The organism is Bacillus sp. SM2101 (genome assembly GCF_018588585.1).
Taxonomy (GTDB): domain Bacteria; phylum Bacillota; class Bacilli; order Bacillales; family SM2101; genus Nanhaiella; species Nanhaiella sioensis.
On sequence record NZ_JAEUFG010000001.1, the window covers coordinates 344,534 to 370,821 of the forward strand.

Below are 26,288 nucleotides of genomic sequence, written 5' to 3' on the forward strand. Positions count from 1 at the left end.
CATATTCCTCCTTGATATATTATAGTTCTTATTACTTTCTACAACATTTTATAATTGCATTCTATACTATTTCTCTAACTACAATACGAGCTCCTTCTGTTTTAATCACTTTAATTTTTTTATTATTATCGATATAACCACCTTCAGTGACAACATCTAGGCGTTCATTATCGATCACAACAGTTCCAGATGGACGAAGTGCAGTAGTTGTATAACCTTCTTTTCCAATCAAATCATTTCTATTCCTATTCGTTATATAGCCTTCTTCACTATTTGTAGAATCCCTTAGAATTATTCTGTTAAAAATACGTATTTTTTTGCCAAACACTTTAAATAATAGAATTGAGGCTAATATTGTAACAAAAATAGCAATTAGTAACGATACCGCCATGTGACCGACATCGTCTGTCGCTAAAAATAAGCTAGTAAGAATTGACCCAAAGCCAATCATCCCTAATATTCCCCCCGGGACAAAAAATTCTAAAATAATGAGCACAACGCCAGCAAAAAAGAAGATAATAGCTTCCATTCCTGCAAGGCCTGCTACAAAATGGCCGTAGAAGAACAATAATAGACTCGACGCCCCCATTAAGCCTGGCACACCAAATCCTGGTGAGTATAACTCAACCAATAAGCCTATGCTGCCGATTGATAATAAAATGGGTACAACAACCGGGTTTGTAATAAATCTCGCGATATTTTCTGCCAAACTCACTTTTGTTTCCACAATCTCTGGATTGTCAAAACCGAGTAATTGCGTTAGCTCTGAGCGATTATTTACGATACCTTCAGCATACTTCACTTCATAGGCTTGATCAGCTGTTAAAGTTAACAGCTTTCCTTTCTCTGCATTATACTCTGGAAGATCAACCTCTTTATCAGCCATAGCGATCGCGTATATAGGGTCACGACCGTTCAAAGCCGCAGCTCCTTCCATCGATGTATTCCATGATGATTGAGCCTTTTCGTCTGCTGCATTACCATCACTTGTTATGACCGCTGCAGCCCCCATAGAGGCAGTTGGTCTCATATAAATTTCATCTGCATTTAATGCAATATATGCACCTGCTGATAGAGCATGAATATTAATATATGCCACAATCGGAACATCTGTAGAGCTAATTCGCTTTCCAATTTCTCCAGCAGCAGCCACCGCTCCACCAGGGGTATTTATTTCTAGTATGATTAAATCTGCTCCAGCTTCCTCTGCTTCAGAAATTGAACGATCAATGAACGCATATAAACCTTTCTCTACAGTGTCTTCCAAAGGAATGACATAGACCAGTTCCCCACTAGTGGAGCCTTTCATAGGGATAAAAGATAGTATAACTGCTGTAAATAACATCATAACAAAGAATTGTAAACGTATTCTTCTCATTTTATAGACCCTCCTTTCTAATTTTAGAAATTGCCTATGTATCCTTATACGTTTACAATTTAAAAAAGTTTCAGTAACAGAAAAGAATTTAAAAAACAGCACCTATCATTGGGTGCTGTTTTATTAAGAAAGAAATTGTTGTACAACTTTATTCACGAGAGAACCATCGGCCTTACCTTTGACCTTTGGCATCAACGCTCCCATTACTTTACCCATGTCAGCTTTGGAAGAAGCATTCACTGCAGCAATGGTTTCTTTCACTATTTCTTTAATTTCATCTTCTGAAAGTTGCTTTGGCATATAAATTTCTAATAATGAAATTTCATCTTTCAGTTTATCTACCAGGTCTGAACGACCAGCTTTTTCAAATTCTTGGAGGGAGTCTTTACGTTGTTTTAATTCGCGAGAAAGTACAGTTAACTCCTCGTCTTCAGATAGTTGGCTACTGCCTATTTTAATGGCTTCATTTTGAAGTGAAGACTTAACCATCCTAATGACGGAAAGTTTTTCTTTTTCTTTATTTTTCATCGCTTGCTTCATATCAGTATTTAAACGTTCAAGAAGACCCATAACTACACCCTCTTTTAGAATTTACGCTTTCTAGCGGCTTCAGACTTCTTCTTACGTTTTACGCTTGGCTTTTCATAGAATTCACGCTTTCTAGCTTCCTGTAACGTACCTGTTTTAGAAACCGAACGTTTGAAACGACGAAGAGCATCTTCAAGCGATTCGTTTTTACGAACGACAGTTTTTGACATTCTATTTCCCTCCCTCCGAAAACAACCACTCACAATCTAAACAACATGTAATTAAACATGTACTTTGCAATTATAGTATAATCGGTATTAAAGGTCAACCAAAATTGGTGTCATGTAATGTTACCCTTGTCCATACAATGTGATAGGAGAGGTGATTTACATGGCAATGGCAAAAATCATTTCATTATTTGCTGTTTATTTATCAATATTTCTATTTGGAATGACCGTGATGCGGATAGGTTTATTTAATATTTCACACGAAAAGATGAAACATGTTATCAAAAGACTTACAATAAATCCGTTTAGCGGTTTTCTAGTCGGGATTGTTGTTACTGCATTATTGCAAAGTAGTTCTGCAGTTATGATTATAACAATCGGCTTAGTAGCAACAGGCTACATAAACTTTAAACAGTCTATTGGAATAATCCTAGGAACAAATATCGGAACAACATTTACTACAGAATTCATAACCATTGATTTAGAAGCAGCAATTTTGCCACTCATTATCATAGGATTTTTGTTTTTATTTACAAACAATATTAAGCTTTTTAGTACAGGAGCCATCGCATTTGGATTAGGCTGCTTATTCGTCGCAATGAATGGCTTTGAGCAATTAGCAGAACCCCTATCGCTCATACCTTCTGTGCAGTCTTTTTTAGAGATTACAAATAAAAGTGGTATTTTTGGCGTAGGTTTAGGAACGTTTTTGACAGCAATTATACAATCTAGTACTGCGACAACAGGAATTGTTATGGGCTTTATGAATGAAAATGTCTTAAGTTTACAGGCCGGAATCGCCATTATTTTAGGGTCAAATATCGGAACATGTATAACTGCATTCTTAGCTAGTATCGGTGCTAGTCATGAGGCAAAATTAACTGCGTATGCACATATTTGGTTAAATGTATTAGGTGTAGCCATTTTCTACCCTTTTATAAAAAGCCTAGGTACAATAGCTGAACTCCTCACCACTATTCCTGATGTTCAGTTAGCTCATGTTAGCGTTATTTTTAATGTTATTTGCTCTCTTATCGCCCTGCCACTTACTGGCCTAATTGCTTCATTTATTATTCGAATCCATAGCACAAAAAAAATAGCTTAACTAAAGTTTACTTTTATTGTAGTTTGTTACCATCATATGGCATAGATATAACTGAATACGCAATCAAGCTACATAATGAGCAAAATCGTGCACACTTGAACAGCGTCATCAAAGGTTAAGTTAATGACCATAAAGTCATATTATGATGACGCTGTGTTAGCCCATTAAAAAAGCTCCATTCACATTGTTTGTTGTTTTTCGTAGGCTGCAACGATAGTTTCTTGGCATCTATGCTGTTTTTAAAATGCTGATTAATTAATTCACAACATTAATGATAGAATGGGCCTAAACAAAAAAAGTCCAGCGTAATCTGGACTTTTAAGACGAAAGCTTAATATTGTTAATAACATTGTCATCTTCAATTACTTTAACGAATTGGCCTTCATTATAAGGATAACCGGCTTTTGTAATTTTTACTTTGACTATTTTGCCAATCATTTCATCATTTGCAGGCAAGATTACTTTTAAATAATTATCTGTATAGCCCACATATAATTCACCACTAGGATCATCCTTTAACCGCTCTTCAGGAATAACCTCAAGTACTTCTCCTTCAAAATCAGAAGCATACTCTTTTGCCAATTGATCTGATAACGCTATTAATTGATGGACTCTGTCATTTTTTATTTGTTCGTTTACTTGGTCTTCCATACGAGCTGCTGGTGTTCCAGTTCGCTTAGAATATGGAAACACATGAAGTTCTGAGAAACGATGTTCTTTAACAAAATTATATGTCTCCATAAATTCTTCAGATGTTTCTCCTGGGAATCCTACAATCACATCTGATGTAATTGCAAGACCTGGAAGGGCTTCTTTAAGTTTTGTCAACCTTTCCCCAAAATGCTCCATCGTATATTTTCTACGCATACGTTTTAAGACAGTATCAGAACCTGATTGTAATGGAACGTGCAGGTGACGAACTATTTTATCTGATTTATTTAGGACATCTATCACTTCATCCGTAATTTGGCTTGCTTCAATCGACGATATACGAATACGCTTTAAGCCTATTACTTGTTCATCAAGCTCACGTAAAAGCATTGCCAAATTATAATCTTTCATATCTTCGCCATATCCACCCGTATGAATACCTGTTAATACAATCTCTTTATATCCAGCATCAACGAGCTGCTGTGCCTGTTTAATTACTTCCTGTGGATCTCGTGAACGCATGAGTCCACGTGCCCAAGGAATGATACAAAATGTACAAAAATTATTGCAACCTTCTTGTATTTTTAAAGATGCTCTAGTCCGATCTGTAAATGTTGGAACTTCGAGCTCTTCATAAGTACGGGCTTTCATAATGTTTCCAACACCATTAATTGGTTGACGTTCCGCTTGATATTGCTCAATATAATCCAGCATTTTTATACGATCCTGTGTCCCGACAACAATATCGACTCCAGGAATAGCCATTACTTCTGCTGGAGAGGTTTGCGCATAACAACCCGTTACACAAATGACCGCATCTGGATTTCTTCTAACAGCACGACGAATCACCTGTCTGCTTTTTTTATCACCTGTATTTGTTACAGTACAAGTATTTATTACATAAACATCAGCAGTTTGATCGTATTCAATACGTTCATAGCCTGCTTCTTTAAATAATTGCCAAATAGCTTCTGTTTCATAATGGTTAACTTTACAACCAAGAGTGTGAAACGCAACTGAAGGCATCTTCATCACCTCGATAGTTCAAAATGATAAGAAACAGCAGATAATAAATATATCGGCGCTGTTTCTGTCCGTAAGATTCTTGGACCTAGGGCACAAGATTTAAAACCGTGGGAACGTAATTCTTCTACTTCTTTTTCTGAAAGTCCACCTTCTGGACCAAATACTACTAACAGAGATTGACTAGCGACCATTTTGCTTAAGGTAGCAGCAAGTACCGATTGTTCTCCTATTTTTGCTTCTTCCTCATATGCAATCAGCTTGTAATCATAATTAGCACTATTTTCAAGTAACTTCTTAAAGGTCATTGGGTCGTATATATCTGGAATTTTATTTCGATGAGACTGCTCCGCCGCTTCTTTAGCAATTTTCTGCCAGCGTTTAATTTTTTTTAAGCCTTTTTGTTCATCCCATTTCACGATTGAACGAGCAGCATTAAAAGGGATAAACGAATTGGCACCTAATTCAGTTCCCTTTTGAATCACTAATTCAAGCTTATCCCCTTTAGGCAACCCACTCGCTATTGTTACTTTAATAGGTAGTTCATTTGAGCTCTCTACCCATTCTACAATATTTGTTAATACTTCTTCATTGGTAATTTCCACTATTTCACAACGCGCAGTCCTTTGTCCAACTATTACATATATACTATCTCCTACGTTCATCCTCATCACACGGGTAATATGATGATGATCATCATTAGTTATTATTATTTGGTCATTTTGCTCGTATTTTTTGTCATCTATGAAATAGCGCTGCATATTGAACACCTTCTATCCACAAAAGGGTAGTAAATTACTATTACAGGGGCTTTTTGACAATCATAGCAACCCAGTCTTCCATCGTGATTGTTTCTTCAATAACAAACCCAGTATTTTGCAATGTCTCTTTCACCAAGGCTTTTTTTGTATTAATAATACCTGACGTAATGAACATGCCACCTGGTTTTAAAAGGCGATAGGCATCTTTAACAAACCTAAGTATAATTTCAGCTAATATGTTTGCAACAATGATGTCTACTTTGGTTTCAATTCCATCTAATAAGTTGTTTTGCTCAACTATGACATTATCACTTACTTTATTCAATTTCGTGTTGATTCTTGCACTTGCAACTGCTACTTCATCTAAATCATAAGCGAACACTTTGTCAGCACCTAGTAAAGCTGCTGCTATACTTAGTACTCCAGAACCTGTACCAACATCAAGTATTTTGTCATCTTGCTTTACTGTTCGCTCAAGTGCTTGAATACACATGACAGTTGTTGGATGTGTCCCGGTCCCAAATGCCATGCCAGGATCAAGCTCAATAATTAGCTCATCACTGCTCACTGGCGTATACGTTTCCCAAGTTGGTACAATCGTGAACTTCTCAGAAATTTTAACAGGATTATAATACTTTTTCCAAGCAGTTGCCCACTCTTCTTCATTTACTTCACTAATTGTAATTCTGTTACTTCCTATATCAATATCATATATTAATAACGTATTAATAGCTTCTTTAATTTCCTCTACTGTTTCCCCTAAAAAGCTGTTAACAGGTAAATATGCTTTAATGACTACGCCCTCTTCAGGATAATCATTAGGGTTGAGTTGGTAGATTTCACCGTATGCAGTTTCTCTTTCCTTTGTTAAATCGTGTAGATCTTCTATAACTACACCACCTGCACCTGCTTCATGTAAAATGTTAGAAATAGGTTCGACAGCTTCCTGTGTCGTATGAATAGAAATTTCAGACCATTTCATATCTACCAACTCCATTAATAATTATTTAGACTCTTCGTAATCTTCGATGTTAATTGTTACTTTTTAGTTGAGTACTTACTCTTTATAGGAACGTTAATTAAGTATGTTATATTATCATAACAAAAGATTCATTTACAATCATGAAATGAATCAATAATTCCAGTGTTGAATACCTTTTGATGATATTTAGTTCCCTTAAATCATACCCTTAATAGATAATATAACAGTTATAATAAAAGTCTAGGTCATATTTACAGCTTGTAAACATATTAATCAGGTGAGGTAAAAACCCACCTGATTAATATGTTTAATTTGAATCGTGGGTTAATCCCCCTTAAAAGCTCTCTTAACTTTTGCAAAAAAGCTGTCATCATGTTCGTCAGGAGCTTCCTGATTCCCCAGCTCATTAAACTCTCTTAACAATTGTTTTTGTTTTTCAGTAAGCTTTGTTGGTGTAATAACTCTAACTTGAATATGCTGGTCACCTTGACCATACCCACGAACATTTGGTACACCTTTACCACGAAGACGGAACTTTGTTCCTGTTTGAGTACCTGCTGGTATTTTTAGCTTAACTTTTCCGTGAAGAGTAGGAACTTCAATTTCGTCACCCAGAGTACTCTGAGCAAATGTAAGCGGCATTTCACAATAAATATCGTCACCTTCACGCTCAAAAAATTCATGTGGTTTCACATGAAAGACAATATAGAGATCACCTGCTGGTCCACCGTTTATACCGGCTTCCCCTTGACCTGTTACACGTAGTTGCTGACCATCATCAATTCCAGATGGAATTTTCACGTGTATTTTTTTTCTTTTCTTTACTTTTCCAGCTCCATTACAAGTTGAGCATTTTTGGGTCACTTTTTTCCCGGTACCTTCACAATGATGACAAACACGTCTATTAACTATACGGCCAAACGGTGTATTTTGTTCAACACTTAGCTGACCACTACCATTACAATGTTTACACGTTTCAGGTTTCGTTCCTGGTTTTGCTCCCGAACCATGGCATGTTTTACATTCTTCTTCTCTTGGAATTTCAATGTCAGTTTCTTTACCAAAAACTGCTTCTTCGAATTTTAATGTCATTGTATATTGAAGGTCTGCCCCTTGTTGGGGAGCATTTGGATCACGACGGCGTCCTCCGCCACCAAAGAATGTACTAAAAATATCTTCAAAACCACCGAAACCACCAAAGTCACCACCACCACCAAATCCTTGATTTGGATCTGTATGACCAAACTGATCATAATGGGCACGCTTTTGATCATCACTCAAAGTTTCATATGCTTCTTTTACTTCTTTAAATTTATCTGCAGCGTCTGGTTCTTTATTAATGTCAGGGTGATATTTTTTGGAAAGTTTGCGGTAGGCTTTCTTAATTTCATCTTGTGAAGCACTTTTACTAATCCCTAGCACCTCATAGTAATCTCTTTTACTCATTTAAAAATCCACTCCCGGTTCATTCACATAAAGATAATTCTATCATCTATCATAAGAAAAGCGCAAGCGCTTGTTTATCACCGACAAGACTAATGTCATTTCAGTTGAAGGCGCTTTTTACCTTCTAGTGAAATGGCGAAGTGACCTCAAGGGATAGGCGCTGGAGCTAGACAATTAGAAATGCATAAGCGCCTTGCTCATCCCCGATAAGCACAAGCGCCATTATCCATTCAACTGATAATAATGGGAATTAAATATAGTTTCGGCTTCCTTATAAAAAAGTCAAAGTCATATTATGACTGACTTTGACTTTGTGAAGCTTATTTATCGTCTTTTACTTCTTCAAATTCCGCATCTACTACATCGTCACCTTTAGGACCTTCATTGTTACCAGCTTCAGCACCTTGTTGAGCTTGAGCTTGTTGAGCTGCTTCCTCGTAAAGTTTCATTGATAGCTGTTGAACAATTTCTTGAAGAGCATCTTTCTTAGCACGGATTTCTTCTAGCTCATTACTTTCTATAGCTGCCTTCAGAGCATCCTTCGCTTCGTTTACATTGTTCACTTCAGCTTCATCAACTTTTCCTTCTAGGTCTTTCAAAGTCTTTTCAGCAGTAAATACTAGCTGATCCGCTTCATTACGAAGTTCAACTTCTTCTTTTCGTTGTTTATCTGATTCAGCATTGTCTTCCGCTTCTTTAACCATGCGTTCAATTTCATCATCAGATAGCCCTGTTGAAGATTTAATCGTAATTGTTTGTTCTTTATTAGTTCCTAAATCTTTTGCACGCACATTAACGATTCCATTTTTATCGATATCAAATGATACTTCAATTTGTGGTACACCACGTGGTGCTGGTGGAATATCTGTTAATTGGAAGCGACCTAATGTTTTGTTATCTGCTGCCATAGGTCTTTCTCCTTGTAGCACGTGAATATCAACTGCTGGTTGATTATCTGCTGCAGTTGAGAAAACTTGTGACTTACTAGTTGGAATTGTAGTATTACGATCGATTAATTTTGTAAATACTCCACCCATCGTTTCAATCCCTAAAGATAACGGTGTAACATCCAATAACACTACGTCTTTAACATCTCCTGTTAAAACACCGCCTTGAATAGCCGCACCAGAAGCAACTACTTCATCAGGGTTAACACCTTTATGAGGCTCTTGTCCTACAGCTTTTTTAAGAGCTTCTTGAACAGCAGGAATACGAGTAGATCCCCCAACTAAGATAACTTTATCTATTTCACTTGCAGATAGGCCTGCATCAGACATCGCTTGACGAGTAGGTCCCATTGTACGTTCAACGAGATCTGCGGATAACTCATCAAATTTCGCACGCGTTAAGCTTACCTCTAAATGTAACGGTCCTGCTTCACCAGCAGTAATAAACGGTAATGAAATTTGAGTTTGTGTAACACCTGATAAATCTTTCTTAGCTTTTTCAGCTGCGTCTTTTAAACGCTGTAAAGCCATGTTGTCTTTTGAAAGGTCGATACCATTTTCTTTTTTAAATTCAGCAACTAAATGGTCAATAACTACTTGGTCGAAGTCATCTCCACCTAGACGGTTATCACCTGCTGTAGATCTAACTTCAAATACACCATCACCTAGCTCTAAAATAGATACGTCAAATGTACCCCCACCAAGGTCATAGACGAGGATAGTTTGGTCTTCCTCCATTTTATCTAATCCATAAGCAAGAGCTGCTGCTGTAGGCTCGTTAATAATACGTTCTACTTCTAAACCAGCAATTTTACCAGCATCTTTTGTTGCCTGACGTTCGGCATCGTTGAAATATGCAGGAACAGTAATAACAGCTTTAGTAACAGGCTCTCCTAAATACTCTTCTGCATAAGATTTTAAATGCTGTAAAATTATAGACGATACTTCTTGTGGTGTATACTTTTTACCCTCTACTTCTACCGTGTAATCTGTTCCCATATGACGTTTAATCGAAATGATTGTATTTGGGTTTGTAATTGCCTGACGCTTAGCAACTTCACCAACTTGTCTTTCACCATTTTTAAATGAAACAACTGACGGAGTCGTGCGATTACCTTCTGGATTAGGAATTACCTTTGCTTCTCCACCTTCCATCACAGCAACACATGAGTTAGTCGTCCCTAAATCAATTCCAATAATTTTACTCATTTTCTTCGTTACCTCCTAAAAATTATAAATATGTAATAAATCTTTATTTGCTACCCATTCACTTTTACCATCGATGGTCGAACAACTCGGTCTTTAAGTTTATAACCCTTTTGCAGCTCTTCTACAACAGTATTTGGGTCATGCTCAGCATCTTCTACTTGCATGACAGCTTGATGTAGATGCGGATCAAATGACTCCCCAACAGCTTCAATTACTTCTACACCTTCTTTTTGTAGTGCATCGAATAGCTGACGGTAAACCATTTCCATACCTTGTAGTATAGATTTTGTTTTATCATCATCTGCTTCTACTTGGAGTGCTCTTTCAAAATTATCTAATACTGGTAAAATATCAGACACTAAATTAAAGGCTCTATATTTTTCAGCTGCTTCACGATCAAGACGTGTGCGGCGACGGAAATTATCAAAATCAGCTTGTATCCTAAACGTGCGATTTTCTGCTTCATCAAGTTTTTTCTCTAAATCATTAATTCTTGGGTTTACACTTGATTCCTCGCTCGTTTCTTCAGGATTCTCATCTGATTGATTGTCATTATTTTGAAGATCAACTTTATTTTCTTCAACTTGGTCAACATTTTCACTTTCATTTATACCCTTATCTTCAGTTACATTACTATCATTAACCAATGATTTCACCTCCCTTAAAATAAAACAAACCTCACCTAAAACTAATTAAAAGTTGGAATACAGGTCTTATTTTCTATGAAGTGGTCATACGAAATGGATGGGATCATACGAAATGGATGGGATCATACTCCCATCCTTATTCAATATTTCCACTGTTAATTATTTTGATACAGCTTAGTCAATACCTTTGATAAGTCAGTAGAAAGTAATGATAACAAGCTAATCACACGTGAATATTCCATCCTTGTTGGGCCTAAAATAGCTATAGATCCAAGCTGTTCGCTACCAATGGAGTACGTTGCTGTTATCAAGCTACAATTTTCCATCGCAGACAGCTTATTCTCTTTGCCAATTTTTATGCTTAATCCAACATTGTTAGGCCTAATCAAGTCATAAAATTCTTTTTCTTGATCAATCATCGTAAGTAGCGTACGAACTTTATGAATATCGTGAAACTCTGGTTGACTTAGCATATTTGTCTTACCGCTAAAGTAAACCTCATTTTCTTTCTTTAAAGATAGTGAATTCAAGATTTCATTTAATAATCTGTCATAGCTATCCACTTCAGTACGTAATAAGTTCGATACTTCCATGACGATTCTATCATGTAACTCAATTAATGGTACACCAACTAATCTCTCGTTTAACAAATTAACCATTTTTTCAATATCACTAGGGTCGATAGAACTTGTAAATGATATCGTGCGATTTTCTACATGACCTGTGTCTGTAATGATAATAGCGACAGCAGTCTCACTATTGATCGGAACGATTTGAATACGTTTTAATTTATGTTCAAAGACCTTTGGCCCTAAAGCAATCGCTGTATAATTTGTCATTTCTGACAAAATTTGAGATGATTTTTTAATGATTTTTTCCAATTCATAAATATGGTCTGTAAAAATCGATTTCACATTCCCTACGTCTTCCTTGGTTAACAATTGAGGTGACAGTAAATTATCTACATAATAACGGTAGCCCTTTTCAGATGGAACTCGTCCTGATGAACTGTGTGTTTTTTCAATAAAACCTAATTCTTCAAGATCAGCCATTTCATTTCTAATTGTCGCTGAACTATACATGATTTCATCTTTTTTCGACAACGTTCTAGAGCCAACTGGTTGGGCAGATTGAATAAAATCATCAACGATAACTTGCAAAATTAATAACTGACGGTCTGTTAGCATCTGTACTCACCTCTGTTAGCAACTGTCATCACCTCTGTTAGCACTCTGTCTATCCGAGTGCTAAATCTAATAATAAATTACCAAAACAAATGCGAGATGTCAATCATTTAGAATACTTATATAAATGCTTGAAACACTTCATTACCTAATAACATGCCTCTATGAGTTAATCTAATATAATGTTCATCTTCTTCTAACAAGCCTTTTCGTTGTTGCTCAATAATTTGACTATGGAACCTATCATGGATATCTTCATTAAATTTATTGAAAAAGGCTCCTTTTGACACCCCTTTTATTTTACGCAACCCGAGAAACATTTCTTCTTCCATTTTTTCCTGTTGCGTTACTTCATGACTCTCTGTCTCTCCTTGTCCATGTCTAGCCACTTCTGTGATATATTTATTTAGTGGGCCTGCATTGGTTATTCTTTTCCCATCAATATAACTATGAGCACCAGCACCAAATCCATAATATTCCTCATTATTCCAATATGTTAGGTTATGCACACTCTCCATACCAGGCTTAGCAAAATTACTAATTTCATATTGGTTATATCCATGTTTTTTCATTTGTTGTATGACATGCTCAAACATTTTAACTTCCTCTTCTTGAGATGGAAGGTGTAATTTCCCTTTTTTTTGCAAGTTAAAAAAAACAGTTTTTGGTTCAACAATTAAGGAATATGCTGAAAAGTGATCTACATTAAGAGAGAATGCCTCTTGTAAAGTCTCGTCCACTTGAGAAATTGTTTGTCCTGGTAAACTATACATTAAATCAAGGTTAACGTTGTTAAATCCTATCTCTTTAGCCCAATCTACTGACTTAAAGATATCTTCTTTGCGATGGGCTCGCCCGATCTGTTGTAAAATCTTATTATCAAATGACTGCACTCCAAAGCTGATTCTATTTACGCCAGCATCGTATAACAATTTTATCTTTTCCTTTGTTAATGTTTCACCAGGGTTCGCTTCAAACGTATATTCTAACTTATCATTCACTGGATTAATATATCGATTAATACTTTCAAGTAACCTTTCAAGTTGTTTAATATTTATGGATGTCGGTGTCCCTCCGCCAACAAATATCGAACGAATATCATTTGAAGGGTAGCGCTCTAGAGTTTGTTGTATCTCTTCTTCTAAAGAATTTAAATACTCATTTACTGGCTGCCCCTTTAAAAAAACTTTATTAAAATCGCAATAATGACATATATGCTCACAAAAGGGTATATGAATATACACTCCAGATGCCACTTCATCACTACCTTTTCCTTTTTAAGTTCAGCTAAATAATTCGTAAGCTGTCATACCACTCTGTCTGTTAAATTTATCTATTCCTAACTTCAACTTGAGTATATAGAAAAGCCGCAGAATTTTCTGCGGCAAGTAACATTATAAAGTACATTTACCTATGTGTTCAAATGGGTTGTAGATTTGTTATTTTTCTTCATCCATCTTTAACACTGCCATAAATGCTTCTTGCGGAACTTCGACAGATCCAACTGACTTCATCCGTTTTTTTCCTTCTTTTTGCTTTTCAAGAAGCTTCCGCTTACGGGATATATCCCCACCGTAACATTTTGCCAATACGTTTTTCCGCATAGCTTTAATCGTGGAACGAGCAACTACTTTAGTACCAATTGTAGCTTGAACAGGTACTTCAAACTGTTGTCTTGGTATTAATTCCTTCAGTTTTTCAACGATAATCTTCCCACGTTCATATGCAGAATCACGGTGAACAATAAATGATAATGCGTCTACTTGCTCTCCGTTTAATAAAATGTCCATTTTTACAAGCTTTGAAGCTTTGTAACCGATGAGCTCATAATCAAACGAAGCATAGCCCTTCGTGTTTGATTTTAACTGATCGAAGAAATCGTACACAATTTCTGACAATGGAATTTCATAAATTATACTAACTCGATTTTCATCTAAATACTGCATATCGATGAAGATACCGCGCTTATTTTGGCATAGATCCATGACAGCACCTACAAAATCATTAGGAACCATGATCGTTGCCTTAACATATGGTTCTTCTACTCGTTCAATACTTTGTGGATCTGGCATATTGGATGGATTATCAACTCGCACCTCGATACCATCTGTTAAATAAACTTGATAAATTACACTCGGTGCTGTTGTAATTAAATCAATCCCAAATTCTCGTTCAATTCTCTCTTGGATGATTTCCATATGCAATAGACCGAGAAATCCACAACGGAATCCAAATCCAAGTGCTTGAGAAGTTTCTGGTTCAAATTGCAATGCCGAATCATTAAGCTCCAATTTCTCTAATGCCTCACGAAGATCATTATATCTGGCGGTATCTATGGGGTATAATCCACAAAACACCATTGGATTCAAGCGTCGATAACCTGGAAGCGGTTCTACTGCACTGTTTTTGGCATCAGTAATTGTATCACCTACACGGGTGTCACCAACATTTTTAATAGATGCTGTTAAAAAGCCTACGTCACCAACACTAAGTTCGTCCTGTAAAACGGCTTTAGGTGAGAATACTCCTACTTCGTTAACTTCAAACTCTTTTCCAGTTGCCATCATTCTTATTTTTTGACCAGGCTTTACTGTTCCTTCAACGACTCGAATATATGCAATTACTCCTCGATAGGAATCGTATAAAGAATCAAAAATGAGAGCCTTAAGCGGTGCTTCTGGATCTCCAGTTGGTGCAGGGACAGTTTGAACAACTTGTTCAAGTATATCTTCAATTCCAATACCAGCTTTAGCAGAAGCTAAAACTGCATCAGAAGCATCCAGACCGATAACATCTTCTATTTCTTGTCTTACTTTTTCAGGGTCGGCACTCGGTAGATCTATTTTATTTATGACAGGTAGTATCTCTAAATCATTATCCAGTGCTAAATATACATTTGCCAATGTTTGAGCTTCAATACCTTGAGCTGCATCAACTACTAATACTGCACCTTCACATGCAGCTAAGCTTCTAGAGACTTCATAAGTAAAATCAACATGCCCTGGTGTATCAATCAAATGAAATATATATTCTTCCCCGTCCTGGGCATTATATTTCAATTGAACGGCGTTTAATTTAATTGTAATTCCACGCTCTCGTTCAAGATCCATTGAATCTAACAATTGATCTTTCATCTCACGTTGGGCTAAAGCACCCGTCTTCTCCAATATACGATCTGCTAAGGTTGATTTTCCATGATCAATATGCGCTATTATAGAAAAGTTCCGTATTTTTGATTGCCTATTTACTCTTTCTTTCTTGTTCATTTTAATTCACTCCTACCATTATCGGCACAACATACACTAGCATTGATTATATCAATTGCCAAACATACATTCAACAGGAAAAGCAGAAGCGCATGTTCATTCCCGACAAGCACTGGAGTAAAATCACATGAAGGCGTTGTTTGCCTTCGGGTGATTTGGCGAAGTGACCTCGAGGGAATATGCGTTGGAGCTAGACTACAGGAAAAGCGGAAGCCGATGGCGCCTGGAGCTAGACTACAGGAAAAGCACAAGCAGCTTGTTTATCCCCGACAAGCACTGGAACTATTGCATATGAACGCGAACTTTGACTTCAGATGAAATAGTGAAGTGACCTCGAGGGGATAGGTGCTGGAGCTAGACAACAGAAAAAGCAGAAGCGCATCGTTCATTCCCGACAAACTCTAAAGGCATAGCACACGAAGGTGTTCTTTGCGCCTTCAGATGCTATGGCGAAGCAACCTCAAAGGGATAAGGAAAGATCGGAAGGTACTTATTAATTCGCCACAAAGAAAAAACCATTCTTAATGTGAGATGGTTTAGTAATTGTACTTGACATGAAAAGCACGGTTACCCTGATTTACCTTCCATAATTTTCTCAAAGAGAGTATCAATCATTTGTAATATTTTCTGAAATGTATTACTTACCGCTTCCGCAATTGTTTTCCCCATTGATGAAAATAGATTAAAGGCTTTAATTTCAGCTAATTGCTGTTGTTTTTGTTTCAAATCATGACTCGTTGCTTCCAAACCTAGAACACTTGCCTCAAATTCCCCATTAGAGGTTTCTACAATTTCTAATGCACCTCGAAATGAAGGATCATCATACCCTTTCATCTCAATAATCCCACTATTGGCCTTCTGCATTCCTATCAAAACACCAAAAAGAAGGACCGTACATAAAAGAAAGCACTTCATCATGAATTTCCACATGATACTCACCCTCACAGACTTATTACGGAAGCACCGCTAAGCTCATATGTAATAAACTAACTTCATCAGGATTAATGGTCTCACACTTAAGAACGTAAAACACTAATAAGGCTGTTTCCGCATCGATTTATCATGACATAAATACGTACATAACTAGAGTACGCGGCATCTTTTTTTCTTTACAACGCTAACTAACAATGTAAAACCACTTTTTTATTACTAATTTGATGACAATAGCAATAAAGTTTACGAAAAGAGCCTAAAACAAAGAAATTTCTTTCATGAGAACGATGATTTAATGAACAATTAGATTGCATAAATTACTGTGCAGTTGTATCTGATTCGGTAGATACTTTCTCAGCTTGCCAATAATACTCACTGAAAACATCAGCAATAGCTGCTGCAGTACGGTTCAATTCCTCAAAGGTGTTGTCCACGCCGCCAAATTCTATAAGCATAACATTGTCCGATAGGTCCTGATTATACATGCCATTTTGTCCTTCTCCACTCCATTCAAATACCCCTCTACTTAGACCAGGATATTTTTGCTGTAACAATTGATGTAGGTCATCAGCGAGCTTAAGGTTACGTTCATAACGAGCATTATTTCCTCCAATAACAAAAGCGGTCTTAGCATATGATTTCCCATTAATCACATGTGTTGTTTGTTCTTTCCTATTAGCATCACGATGTATATCTATAAAATACTGCAAATCACGGTTATTTGTCATTGCACTTTGCACTAAAGGTTTGGATTGGTCATATGCCTGAAAGAACTTCAACTTGTTAGCGATTAATTGCCCCATTATGTCTGTCTGATCTAGCTGAACGCCTATCCCTCTTTTTTCCAACTCAGATTCAAGACGCTCACCAACTAAGGTAACATTAACTTCGGAATGATAAGCTTTATCCGGATCAGTTACCCCTTCAAGATGAGGCAAGTACGATTCACGACTATGTGTATGATAAATATAAACAACGTCTTTGCCGTTTGTTGTTAATACAGGGGGAGTTACTTTTTCAGTTCCTTCAGTTCCACCTTCCATTTCTTCCATATTTTGAACAGAAGCATCTCTTTCTGCTAATAATACCTCTATTGGAGGCGCTGATTCATAAGGTAAATTTGTATAATTAGTTCCATCACCAGCGACAATTATTTTACTGTCATACAATGCATAACCAGGTAATTCACTGCCAAGCAAGCTCCGTGGGTCATCAAGGTTAATGCTCGTTGCCATTTCAAAAAGTAGAGAAGGGAAATTTGTTTCTGGTTTAGTTGATAAAATTTGAGAAAAATAATGATTTTCAAGTGATAATAAGTAAAGTAATGATTCACTAGTAAGGCTAGTTGTTAAATCGTTGATGGAAGATGACGAAATACGATATTTTGGCTTTAGCGATGTCAGTATTGCAGTAACCGAAAATATCATCATGCAACCTAACATCATGATGATTATTGTTTTTTTTATATTAGATCCCTTTATTGTCATAACCATTCCTTGACCTCGCTCAAATCTCATGGGCATATCCCTCCAAAGCTTGTCTACTTAATCAGTATGAACAAACCTTGAGAAATAGAACCTTCCCCACCTTGAAGTGCATGTTTAAAGCTCAGCTTCTTTCGTTCCATAGAACTTCCTCAATGTGTATACGCTCCTGCATTATCCTGATCAACCTGATCATGTAAAGCAGCATTTAAGCCTGATGCAATAACATTTGCCATATCTTCAATAAATACATCTACTTCTTTCGGAGTGACCATTAAGTTATGCCCTAGTGGTGATAGCACCTCATGAATTAATTTTCGCTTCTCATCTTCTTCTAGAGTACCAACCATCCCCATAAACGTTTGTCGATGCGTATCTTCCGGTAAATCTTCTTCTGTCAGCTTTCGTCTTTCCCCAAACGTCATTCCCGCAGGTGCAAGTGAACGAGATGGGCGGCTTCCCTCTTTCATTTCTCTGCCAAAGTGTTTCAATATAAAGTCAACGGTGTCACTAGTAATTGAAACTGCATCAACAACTGTTGGGATACCAATTGCTATAACAGGAATGCCCAACGTTTCAATACTCAGTTCTTTACGCTTATTACCCACACCAGACCCAGGGTGAATGCCTGTATCAGAGATTTGAATTGTAGCATTTACACGTTCAATTGACCTTGCAGCTAATGCATCAATTGCAATAACAAAATCTGGTTGTGACTTTTCGATAACCCCATGAATAATATTACTCGTTTCTATCCCAGTTAAACCCATTACACCTGGCGCGATGGCACTTACTGATCTAAAGCCACCCTGGATACTTTCAGGTTGCAGCTTAAATAGATGTCTAGTTATTAACAAGTTTTCTACTGCTATAGGTCCTAACGCATCAGGAGTAACATTCCAGTTTCCTAAGCCAACGACTAAGCAACTAGCGTCTTTTTGAATGTTTAACTGCTGTAAAAAATTACTGAATTCATTAGCGAAAACTTCTTCAACATGCTGTTGTAACTCAGTATCCTGTTGTCTAATCCCTTCTGCTTGAAGAGTGACATAACATCCAGCTTTTTTTCCTACCGCCTTAGCACCGTCATTATTTATATCAACTTTCGTAACCTTTACACCGCCGATATCATTCTCTTTTACTACCACTCCATTGATTGATGATTGTTCCTTTGTCGCTTCTTCCCTCGCATTGCTTTCTAATGCCATTTCATGAGCTTCTATTGCTAAATCGGTTCGCACAGAATACTTACTTACGTCTAATTGAGACAAAAAGAATGCACCCCTTTTTTTTCAAATCGATTTATAATCTAGTTTTACCACCAGTCAATAGAAACATTCATTGTCGAATAAGTATTGCATTATTAGTCCTCGTTTGATAGAATATCATGTGTTCTAATGTAAGTGATATGTCGAGTTTACATCATCTCGATTGTTATTTTTGGGAGGTGAAATACATGCCAAATATTAAATCAGCTATTAAACGTGTAAAAACAGGCGATAAGCGTCGTGCTCATAATGCTACACTTAAATCTGCAATGCGCTCTGCTGTTAAAAACTTTGAAGTACTTGTTGACAACAAAGACGTTGAAAATGCGCAAGCTGCATTTGTATTAGCTTCTAAAAAGCTAGATAAAGCTGCAAGCAATGGGATTATCCATAAAAATGTTGCATCCCGTCAAAAGTCTCGCTTAGCAAAAAAATTAAACAGCATTACTGCTTAATAACATGCGATCCTTTTAAAGGGTCGTTTTCTTTTATAAAGGCTCTTTGCTCAAGGTTAATAAATAGCCATTTATAATACTTTGAATGCTAGTTTAAGCATAGGGGTGCAGTCCCCATAAAAAACAAGCTTGACCATCTTATACACGATGTTCAAGCTTGTTTTTCGTAAACTTTGTTGCTAGCTGCACTATACACATGATTGGGAAGTATGTTTTATAAGATTTTTTAGCCTTTATATCAGAAAAGATGCCACGAGTGATGCTGTATTTGTGTTTATTTCCTAGAAAAACAGCCATCGTTAAAAATACTCTATGAATGTATGTTATGTAGAATCAGCTGTAAATGCGTTTAATGTATTTGCTCTTGTAATGACATAATAAATAGTTCTAAAATCAATTGTTTATCTACATTACCAACTTTCATATTGTAGTCTGCTTCTGCTAGTTGACCGATAATTCCTTTTAATTCTTGATCCCCAAAGAGCTTAGCCTGTCCAGCAGCAAGCTTTACGCGATATGGATGAACTTTTATAATAGATGAAATTTTTTGTTGGTTATAGCCTTGCCTAGCTAATTCTTTCACTTGATATATTAAGCGAAACTGGTTTGATACTAAAGACAATATTTTTATCGGTTCTTCCTTTTGCTCGATTAAATCAAATAAAATTTGCATTGCTTCAGCTGGTTTTCTCTGAACAATAAAATCTATTAGTGTAAATATATTTTGTTCAAGTGTTCTAGCTACAAGTAATGTTACTGTTTCATGTGATATATTTCCACCAGGTCCTACGTATAATGCTAATTTATCAATTTCAGTTGTTAGTAGCATAAGATTCGTACCTACTAAACGTAGCATTTCTTCCACGGCCTCATTTTGAATGAGCACTTGAAATGATTCTGCCCTTTCCACTATCCATTTTTGAAGCTCTTGTTCTGTCAACGTGTTAGCTACAAGTAATTCCGCTTTTTTCTTTAGTAATTTAGTAAGCTTTTTTCTCTCATCTAATTTTTCATATGGAGCATAAAATACTATAATTGAAAAATCTGCTGGCTGATTTATAAAAGATTCTAGTTTTTTTAAATCATGTTCGATTTTACTCTTCTCACTAGTCAAGAAAGTAGGATTGTTAAATATGACGATTTTTTTGTCACCAAAAAACGGATATGTTTCTGCATCTTCTATCCCAGCTTCTATAGGAGTTTCCTCTAAATTATATGTAGACAAGTTAAATTCTCTTTCTTCATTCTTTAACCCGTGAGATATAAGTAATTTTTTTGTCTCATTGAGTAAATATGTCTCTTTTCCATATAATAAGTATAAGTTGTTAATATTCTCTTGTTTAATTTTCCTCCATATGTCAAGTGCCATTTTTTCTCTCCGATCTACGTTCGAAATGGTTCTCTTCATATGGTAAAAGTATTTTCCCACTTTTACAAGTGGTAATGGGAACCGATCTCCCAAAACGACCAATTCCCAGTTTATATGAACGTTACAGCATAAGCCCCGAGTCACTTATATTGTAACGATATTAATTTGTATGAATATCATTCCCGTATAAATTAAGAACTATTTGTGACAACTCTTGTCATTGTAGGAAAACAAACTAATGAATGTAGATTTTTTATGAACTTTCGCTTATACTATTATTGAATTAGGGGGGGTATTTTGTGAATCAATTTGAAGAAAATGTCCAAAGTAAGCGAAACGATGCTGTAGATTCAGGAGTTGGGTTTATCGTATCTTTCGGATTTTTTGCAACTATGTTTATCATTGCTACTGTAATTAAACTTGTAGGTTCTTAATAACCACCTCATCACACTTGAGACTGTCGTATGACAGTCTTTTTTTGAGGCTGTGTTCGCATTGATTTTTTTCGTACATAGAAATAAACAGCTTACTTTAAAATAACTGTTAAGACTGCTTAGAAGAATTAATATTGGAGCGGCCTACGTTTTCTTAATTTATGTTATGGTAATGTTGTGTAAAAGGTTCCAGTTTCATTAGTATATGTGTATATGATTGCTCCGTGTTTATCTGTTCTAAATATACGAATATTTCTTATAGCTAAACGATCTATTACCTTTTCATGCGGATGATTAAATTTATTATTTTTGCCAGCGGATATTAATGCAATTGATGGGTTGATGACTGAAAGGAATTGTTCTGTAGTCGAAGTATCGCTACCATGATGACCAACTTTCAATACGTTACTTGATAAATTCGGAAAGGATCTAATAAGTGACAACTCTCCTTCCGCCTCTAAATCTCCAGTAAAAAGCCAATTTAAACCACCGATAGAGGTGAAAATCACAATTGATTGATTGTTCTCATCTATTTCTGTTCCACTTGGTGATAACACATAAAATGTATACCCATGATCTAGCCATTGATCACCTTTTTTCACTAAATTTATATGTGTATTTGAAGATATTGCTTTTGCAACTAATTCCTTTTCAAAATTAGTGACAAGCTTGGTATTAGACAATACTACTTCGTCTATGTCGATGTTTTCAAACAACGTAAACGCTTCTCCTGCATGATCCATGTCACTGTGAGTTAAAATTAATTTATCAATTTTTCTAATACCCTTTGCTTTTAATAAAGGTAATATTACATCTTCACCTACTTGAAATGTGTTACTCTTCTGTTGCCATAATTCTTGAGTAAATGGTATAGAACCTCCTGTATCAATGAAATAAACCGACTTTCGATTTGGAAGTGTAATTAATATACTGTCGCCTTGACCAATATCAAGCATTATGACTTCCCCTTGGCTGCTAAAAAAATACCAGTTCCAGTTAAACAATACTACAATGAAAAATATACAAACCGGAACGGTTAACCTTCTCCAAGTCCCTTCTTTCTCTAAATATGTAAAGAACAGAATAATACTAAATGCATACCCAAACATAACGATTGTAGTTGGTCTTCCAAATGTAAGAGATGATATTGAAATACTGGATAACAAAGAAACAAACTCATTTGCATTATTTAGAGCAAATGAAAGGCATAAATCAAGTAACTGACCTATTGATGGATAAATGAAAAAACTAGTTAATGTTATAAATGACAAAGGGAGAATAAACAAAGAAAAAAATGGTACGAATATAAGGTTTAGAAGGATACTAAGAGGAGATATTTCATAAAAATTATATACAATAATTGGTAATGCTGATAATTGAGCAATTACTGACACACATAATAATTGGGATATCCTATTCTTTCTGCGCCCGATAATTTTGCTGGCTGAAAAAATCAATGAATAAGTAACGATAAATGACAACTGAAACCCAACTTCAAGTAACTGATACGGATCGATGAGTAACATACATAAACAAATGATACTTAGAATATTGATGATGTGGACTTTTAATGAAAATTTAAAGGCTAAGAATACACACCATGCCATTAAACCTGCCCTCATTACCGAAGGTGATCCTCCTGCTACAATAATGTATACAGGGATGATAATTAGTAGTAAATTAGTCATTGTTTCACGTGTTATGCCAATCCTCAAGCCTATTAAATATATGAAACCTGTCACAAACCCAACGTGTAGTCCTGAAATGGCTAACAAATGAACGATACCTAATTTCTGATAAGAGGATAACACTTGTTCATCTATAGCATGTCGATATCCATATATTAATGCTGTAACGAACCCTGACGATTTGGTAGAAAGATTGTCCATCGTAAACTTGATACCTTTTTGTCTCATTGATAACATGTGATCATACACCGTCATACCATCTGTGGAGCATTGAGTTAATTGAATGCTTTTTGGTTTAAGAATCCAATGCACTCTGTGGCTTCGCAAATATGATTTATAATTAAATTCATAAGGATTTCTACCATTAGCTGGTTCTTCAAGTGTCCCTTCTAAATAGCACTTCATACCTATTTGTATAGAAGATAAAGCTTCCTTCTCCATTTTAGAGCTTATTTTATATCGTAATAACAGTTTTTCCTTATTTGGAAGTTTGACTGTTGTCGTTAACTGGTTACCATTAATTTGAATATCCGAAGTAAATTTAATAATAAATCCGGTAGCTGTTGAAGAGATGTTACTTTTATTTTGTTCATCTATATAAGTTGAATAAAGGAAGAAAAAAATGTACAGTGCGAAGAAAATAACGGCTGTAGTAAATTTCTCTCTAATAAATACGTAAACAACATAGAGGAGTAAACAAAACAATACGGTAGGATGTAATGTGTAATATGAGGTTAATATCCCTAATACAGCTGCTATTAAAGCATATATGTAACTTTTGTTCATAAATACCTCCTTAATACGAAGGTGTTATTAATAGCTCATAACATTCTAGCTCTTAGATACAAATACAGGTGGAGAGCGGTCTCCACCTACGTTCTTCATTTGTGTCTGACTGATTTTCAAGGCTTTTCTATTTACACATATGAGGTAAACAGCTTATTTGTCTCATCATGTAGCTTACTAATTTCTTTATTATCTAAACCTTCATCAGCCAACCTCTTAATTAACGAGGTGACGAATAACAGTTTTTCTTGATTTTTTAAATCAATAATCATTTCATCTACTTCAACTTGATCGACCAATATATTAGACTCTTTAAACATTTCTAGTGCATACGGATGGTTTTTATAATCGTTCGCATAATATACTGCCTTTATTCCACTCTGTATGAGCGCTTTACAGCACTGTAGACATGGAAAATGTGTAACATAAATTTCAGCACCTTCTGTAGGAACCCCAAATTTAGCACATTGTAAAATAGCATTCATTTCTGCATGAATCGTCCTCACACAGTGGTTATCAATTACATAACAACCCTCATCAATACAATGTGTGCCACCTGCTATAGATCCATTATATCCACCAGCAATTATCCTCTTATCCCTTACAATTGTGGCACCTACAGCAAGCCTTGTACAAGTACTTCGCAATGCTAGTAAATGACTTTGTGCCATAAAATATTGATCCCATGAAATGCGTTCCATAAAGACTCCCCCAATATGTTCAATATATCAATAGTGTAATGAAAGATGTGTAGATTCGTCAATTTTCGATATCATGCTTTTTGAATACTAATAACAATCAATCGTAGAAAATATTTTTATAAACAGTAAGCTTCTCAACAGCTTTTTCTGTTGTTTTTTGTGGTTGTTTTTCTACTAAGAAATTCGAGCCAGTAATTCTACTTTAAAATGCTGATCATTGCATAACAACCTCGTATAATTATTTAATACAGCAATCATAAACTAATTTGTGATAAGGTCATGTCAATTTCATCCATTTACCTTACTACTACGTATTCAAGCAACTTTTCCAATGATTTTTCACCAATTCCAGATATTTTTAACAAATCTTCAACCGCTTGAAATGAGCCGTACTCCTCACGATACGATATAATCGCCTCAGCCTTTTTACCTCCAATTCCTGGCAAAGATTCTAATTCAGCCATCGTGGCACGATTTAGATCTACTTTATCTTTTTCTTTTTCCATTAATGAATATTGTAAATCATACCCCTCCTCCCCTTGCTTAGGTACATAAAGAACCATTTCATCATAAACCAATTGTGCCAAGTTTACTTTAGACATGTCTGCTAACTCTAATGCTCCTCCTGCCTGTTCAATAACATCCATTACCCGAGAGCCTTCTGCCATTTCATAGACGCCCTCCGATGTGACGGCTCCTTTTATATCGACATATATCACATGAGATACTTCCGTGCTACTTTCTGCAATCGGTTTGTCTTGTTGCTCCAAAAAAGATGGTAAACTACTGTCAACGATAGCTGTTTCATCAGGTCTCGTTATCATATTAACAACAATACCAGTCAAAATAATTAAAATTATTAAAGCAACAAACCAATACTGCTGATATTTTCTTAGAAATTCCATTATTAAGCTCCTTTCAATTCAGTCATAAAGTAAAAATAAAAATCATATTGTATATGAGAGATATTGTTACGTCAGGAGGGGATATTACAATGAATGTAGGGATTATCGGTACCGGAAATATGGGCAAGGTGTTAATTGAGGCATTTATTGAATCAAAAGCTCTATTACCATCAAAACTGTGTATATTCAATCGAACGATTGAAAAAGCAGAAAAAATTAGGATAAACTTCCCTGAAATAACAGTTACTTCTGATGCTGAAGATGTCATAAACCAGTCAGATATCATTTTTATTTGTGTTAAGCCACTACAAATTCACCCCCTTTTACAACAAATTTCACCTTGTTTAACACATAATAAATGTCTCGTTTCAATAACTAGTCCAATATCAGTACATCAAATTGAATCTATGGTAAACTGTCAAGTTGCAAGGGTTATTCCAAGTATTACAAATCGAGCGTTTTCTGGAATTTCATTAATATCCTTTGGCGAAAGTTGTAGCCAGCATTATATATCCTATATTAATTACTTATTTTCAAATATATCTGAACCCGTTCTCATTGAAGAACAAGTGACTAGAGTAGCATCTGATATAGTAAGCTGTGGACCAGCATTTTTCAGTTATTTAATACAGAGATTTATCGATGCGGCTGCAAATGAGACGGAGATTACGAGAGAGCAAGCAACTACTTTGGCGACAGGAATGATAATTGGGATGGGTGAGCTTTTACAAAAAGATATTTTCACTTTACAAACGCTTCAGGAGAAGGTATGTGTAAAAGGCGGTGTTACTGGGGTAGGTATCGCAGTATTAGAAAAAGAACTAGGCGACATGTTTGAACATTTATTTCAAAGCACCCATGACAAGTTTTGTGAAGATATAGAGGATGTTCATAACCAATTCATTTAATTA

23 protein-coding genes are annotated in these 26,288 nt (G+C 35.8%); 4 read left to right on the plus strand and 19 right to left on the minus strand.

The annotated features are described in order from the left end of the window. Positions 1 to 61 precede the first annotated feature (61 nt). From JM172_RS01725 to rpsU, 3 genes are all read right to left on the minus strand, one after another. Complete coding sequence (locus JM172_RS01725; protein ID WP_214480314.1) at positions 62 to 1,378, minus strand: NfeD family protein; 1,317 nt, start codon at positions 1,376 to 1,378, stop codon at positions 62 to 64. 123 nt (positions 1,379 to 1,501) lie between these two features. Further along, positions 1,502 to 1,948, minus strand: a complete 447-nt coding sequence (locus JM172_RS01730) for a GatB/YqeY domain-containing protein (protein WP_214480315.1) — start codon at positions 1,946 to 1,948, stop codon at positions 1,502 to 1,504. Between the two features lie 14 nt (positions 1,949 to 1,962). After that, complete coding sequence (rpsU, locus tag JM172_RS01735) at positions 1,963 to 2,136, minus strand: 30S ribosomal protein S21 (RefSeq protein WP_003152957.1); 174 nt, start codon at positions 2,134 to 2,136, stop codon at positions 1,963 to 1,965. Between the two features lie 160 nt (positions 2,137 to 2,296). Between rpsU and JM172_RS01740 the strand changes: the two genes are divergently transcribed. After that, positions 2,297 to 3,238, plus strand: coding sequence for a Na/Pi symporter (locus JM172_RS01740; protein ID WP_352222698.1), 942 nt, complete (start codon positions 2,297 to 2,299; stop codon positions 3,236 to 3,238). Between the two features lie 318 nt (positions 3,239 to 3,556). On the opposite strand, the gene mtaB is transcribed toward JM172_RS01740, so the two are convergent. The 12 genes from mtaB to gpr form a co-directional block, all read right to left on the minus strand. Next, positions 3,557 to 4,915: a tRNA (N(6)-L-threonylcarbamoyladenosine(37)-C(2))-methylthiotransferase MtaB gene (gene mtaB / locus JM172_RS01745; protein ID WP_214480316.1), complete on the minus strand. Its 1,359-nt coding sequence runs from the start codon at positions 4,913 to 4,915 to the stop codon at positions 3,557 to 3,559. Positions 4,916 to 4,920: 5 nt separating this feature from the next. After that, on the minus strand, positions 4,921 to 5,673 hold the full coding sequence (locus tag JM172_RS01750; RefSeq protein WP_214480317.1) for a 16S rRNA (uracil(1498)-N(3))-methyltransferase: 753 nt from the start codon (positions 5,671 to 5,673) through the stop codon (positions 4,921 to 4,923). A gap of 40 nt (positions 5,674 to 5,713) precedes the next feature. Continuing rightward, positions 5,714 to 6,655: a 50S ribosomal protein L11 methyltransferase gene (gene prmA, locus JM172_RS01755; protein ID WP_214480318.1), complete on the minus strand. Its 942-nt coding sequence runs from the start codon at positions 6,653 to 6,655 to the stop codon at positions 5,714 to 5,716. Positions 6,656 to 6,979: 324 nt separating this feature from the next. Next, complete coding sequence (dnaJ, locus tag JM172_RS01760; protein WP_214480319.1) at positions 6,980 to 8,101, minus strand: molecular chaperone DnaJ; 1,122 nt, start codon at positions 8,099 to 8,101, stop codon at positions 6,980 to 6,982. Between the two features lie 320 nt (positions 8,102 to 8,421). Continuing rightward, the gene (dnaK, locus tag JM172_RS01765) at positions 8,422 to 10,257 is read right to left on the minus strand and encodes a molecular chaperone DnaK (protein ID WP_214480320.1); all 1,836 of its coding nucleotides are present in this window, start codon (positions 10,255 to 10,257) and stop codon (positions 8,422 to 8,424) included. Positions 10,258 to 10,307: 50 nt separating this feature from the next. Continuing rightward, positions 10,308 to 10,868 carry a nucleotide exchange factor GrpE gene (grpE, locus tag JM172_RS01770; protein WP_352222738.1) on the minus strand — a complete coding sequence of 187 codons (561 nt, stop codon included), beginning with the start codon at positions 10,866 to 10,868 and terminating at the stop codon, positions 10,308 to 10,310. A 191-nt stretch (positions 10,869 to 11,059) separates the two neighbouring features. Further along, the gene (gene hrcA, locus JM172_RS01775; RefSeq protein ID WP_214480323.1) at positions 11,060 to 12,091 is read right to left on the minus strand and encodes a heat-inducible transcriptional repressor HrcA; all 1,032 of its coding nucleotides are present in this window, start codon (positions 12,089 to 12,091) and stop codon (positions 11,060 to 11,062) included. 116 nt (positions 12,092 to 12,207) lie between these two features. Further along, positions 12,208 to 13,344 (minus strand): radical SAM family heme chaperone HemW, encoded by a 1,137-nt coding sequence (hemW, locus tag JM172_RS01780; protein ID WP_214480324.1) that lies wholly within the window; start codon positions 13,342 to 13,344, stop codon positions 12,208 to 12,210. A 183-nt stretch (positions 13,345 to 13,527) separates the two neighbouring features. Continuing rightward, positions 13,528 to 15,354 carry a translation elongation factor 4 gene (gene lepA, locus JM172_RS01785; protein ID WP_214480326.1) on the minus strand — a complete coding sequence of 609 codons (1,827 nt, stop codon included), beginning with the start codon at positions 15,352 to 15,354 and terminating at the stop codon, positions 13,528 to 13,530. 567 nt (positions 15,355 to 15,921) lie between these two features. After that, a complete protein-coding gene (locus tag JM172_RS01790; protein WP_214480328.1) occupies positions 15,922 to 16,284 on the minus strand; it encodes a YqxA family protein in 363 nt (120 codons plus the stop codon). Positions 16,285 to 16,604: 320 nt separating this feature from the next. After that, positions 16,605 to 17,804, minus strand: a complete 1,200-nt coding sequence (spoIIP, locus tag JM172_RS01795) for a stage II sporulation protein P (RefSeq protein ID WP_214480330.1) — start codon at positions 17,802 to 17,804, stop codon at positions 16,605 to 16,607. Positions 17,805 to 17,923: 119 nt separating this feature from the next. Continuing rightward, a complete protein-coding gene (gene gpr / locus JM172_RS01800; RefSeq protein ID WP_250886446.1) occupies positions 17,924 to 19,042 on the minus strand; it encodes a GPR endopeptidase in 1,119 nt (372 codons plus the stop codon). Between the two features lie 185 nt (positions 19,043 to 19,227). On the opposite strand from gpr, the gene rpsT reads away from it, so the two are divergent. Then, the gene (gene rpsT, locus JM172_RS01805) at positions 19,228 to 19,494 is read left to right on the plus strand and encodes a 30S ribosomal protein S20 (protein ID WP_214480331.1); all 267 of its coding nucleotides are present in this window, start codon (positions 19,228 to 19,230) and stop codon (positions 19,492 to 19,494) included. A 349-nt stretch (positions 19,495 to 19,843) separates the two neighbouring features. On the opposite strand, the gene holA is transcribed toward rpsT, so the two are convergent. Then, positions 19,844 to 20,863 (minus strand): DNA polymerase III subunit delta, encoded by a 1,020-nt coding sequence (gene holA / locus JM172_RS01810; protein WP_214480453.1) that lies wholly within the window; start codon positions 20,861 to 20,863, stop codon positions 19,844 to 19,846. Positions 20,864 to 21,162: 299 nt separating this feature from the next. Here holA and JM172_RS01815 point away from each other — a divergent pair, with 299 nt between their 5' ends. Next, positions 21,163 to 21,297 carry a YqzM family protein gene (locus JM172_RS01815; protein ID WP_214480333.1) on the plus strand — a complete coding sequence of 45 codons (135 nt, stop codon included), beginning with the start codon at positions 21,163 to 21,165 and terminating at the stop codon, positions 21,295 to 21,297. 164 nt (positions 21,298 to 21,461) lie between these two features. Here JM172_RS01815 and JM172_RS01820 read toward each other — a convergent pair whose 3' ends face one another. From JM172_RS01820 to JM172_RS01830, 3 genes are all read right to left on the minus strand, one after another. Then, on the minus strand, positions 21,462 to 23,771 hold the full coding sequence (locus JM172_RS01820) for a DNA internalization-related competence protein ComEC/Rec2 (RefSeq protein WP_214480334.1): 2,310 nt from the start codon (positions 23,769 to 23,771) through the stop codon (positions 21,462 to 21,464). 131 nt (positions 23,772 to 23,902) lie between these two features. Continuing rightward, positions 23,903 to 24,472: a ComE operon protein 2 gene (locus JM172_RS01825; protein ID WP_214480335.1), complete on the minus strand. Its 570-nt coding sequence runs from the start codon at positions 24,470 to 24,472 to the stop codon at positions 23,903 to 23,905. A 296-nt stretch (positions 24,473 to 24,768) separates the two neighbouring features. Then, entirely contained in the window at positions 24,769 to 25,377 is a 609-nt protein-coding gene (locus JM172_RS01830) for a helix-hairpin-helix domain-containing protein (RefSeq protein ID WP_214480337.1), read from the minus strand. A gap of 89 nt (positions 25,378 to 25,466) precedes the next feature. On the opposite strand from JM172_RS01830, the gene comER reads away from it, so the two are divergent. Next, the gene (comER, locus tag JM172_RS01835; protein ID WP_214480339.1) at positions 25,467 to 26,285 is read left to right on the plus strand and encodes a late competence protein ComER; all 819 of its coding nucleotides are present in this window, start codon (positions 25,467 to 25,469) and stop codon (positions 26,283 to 26,285) included. Positions 26,286 to 26,288: the final 3 nt, after the last annotated feature.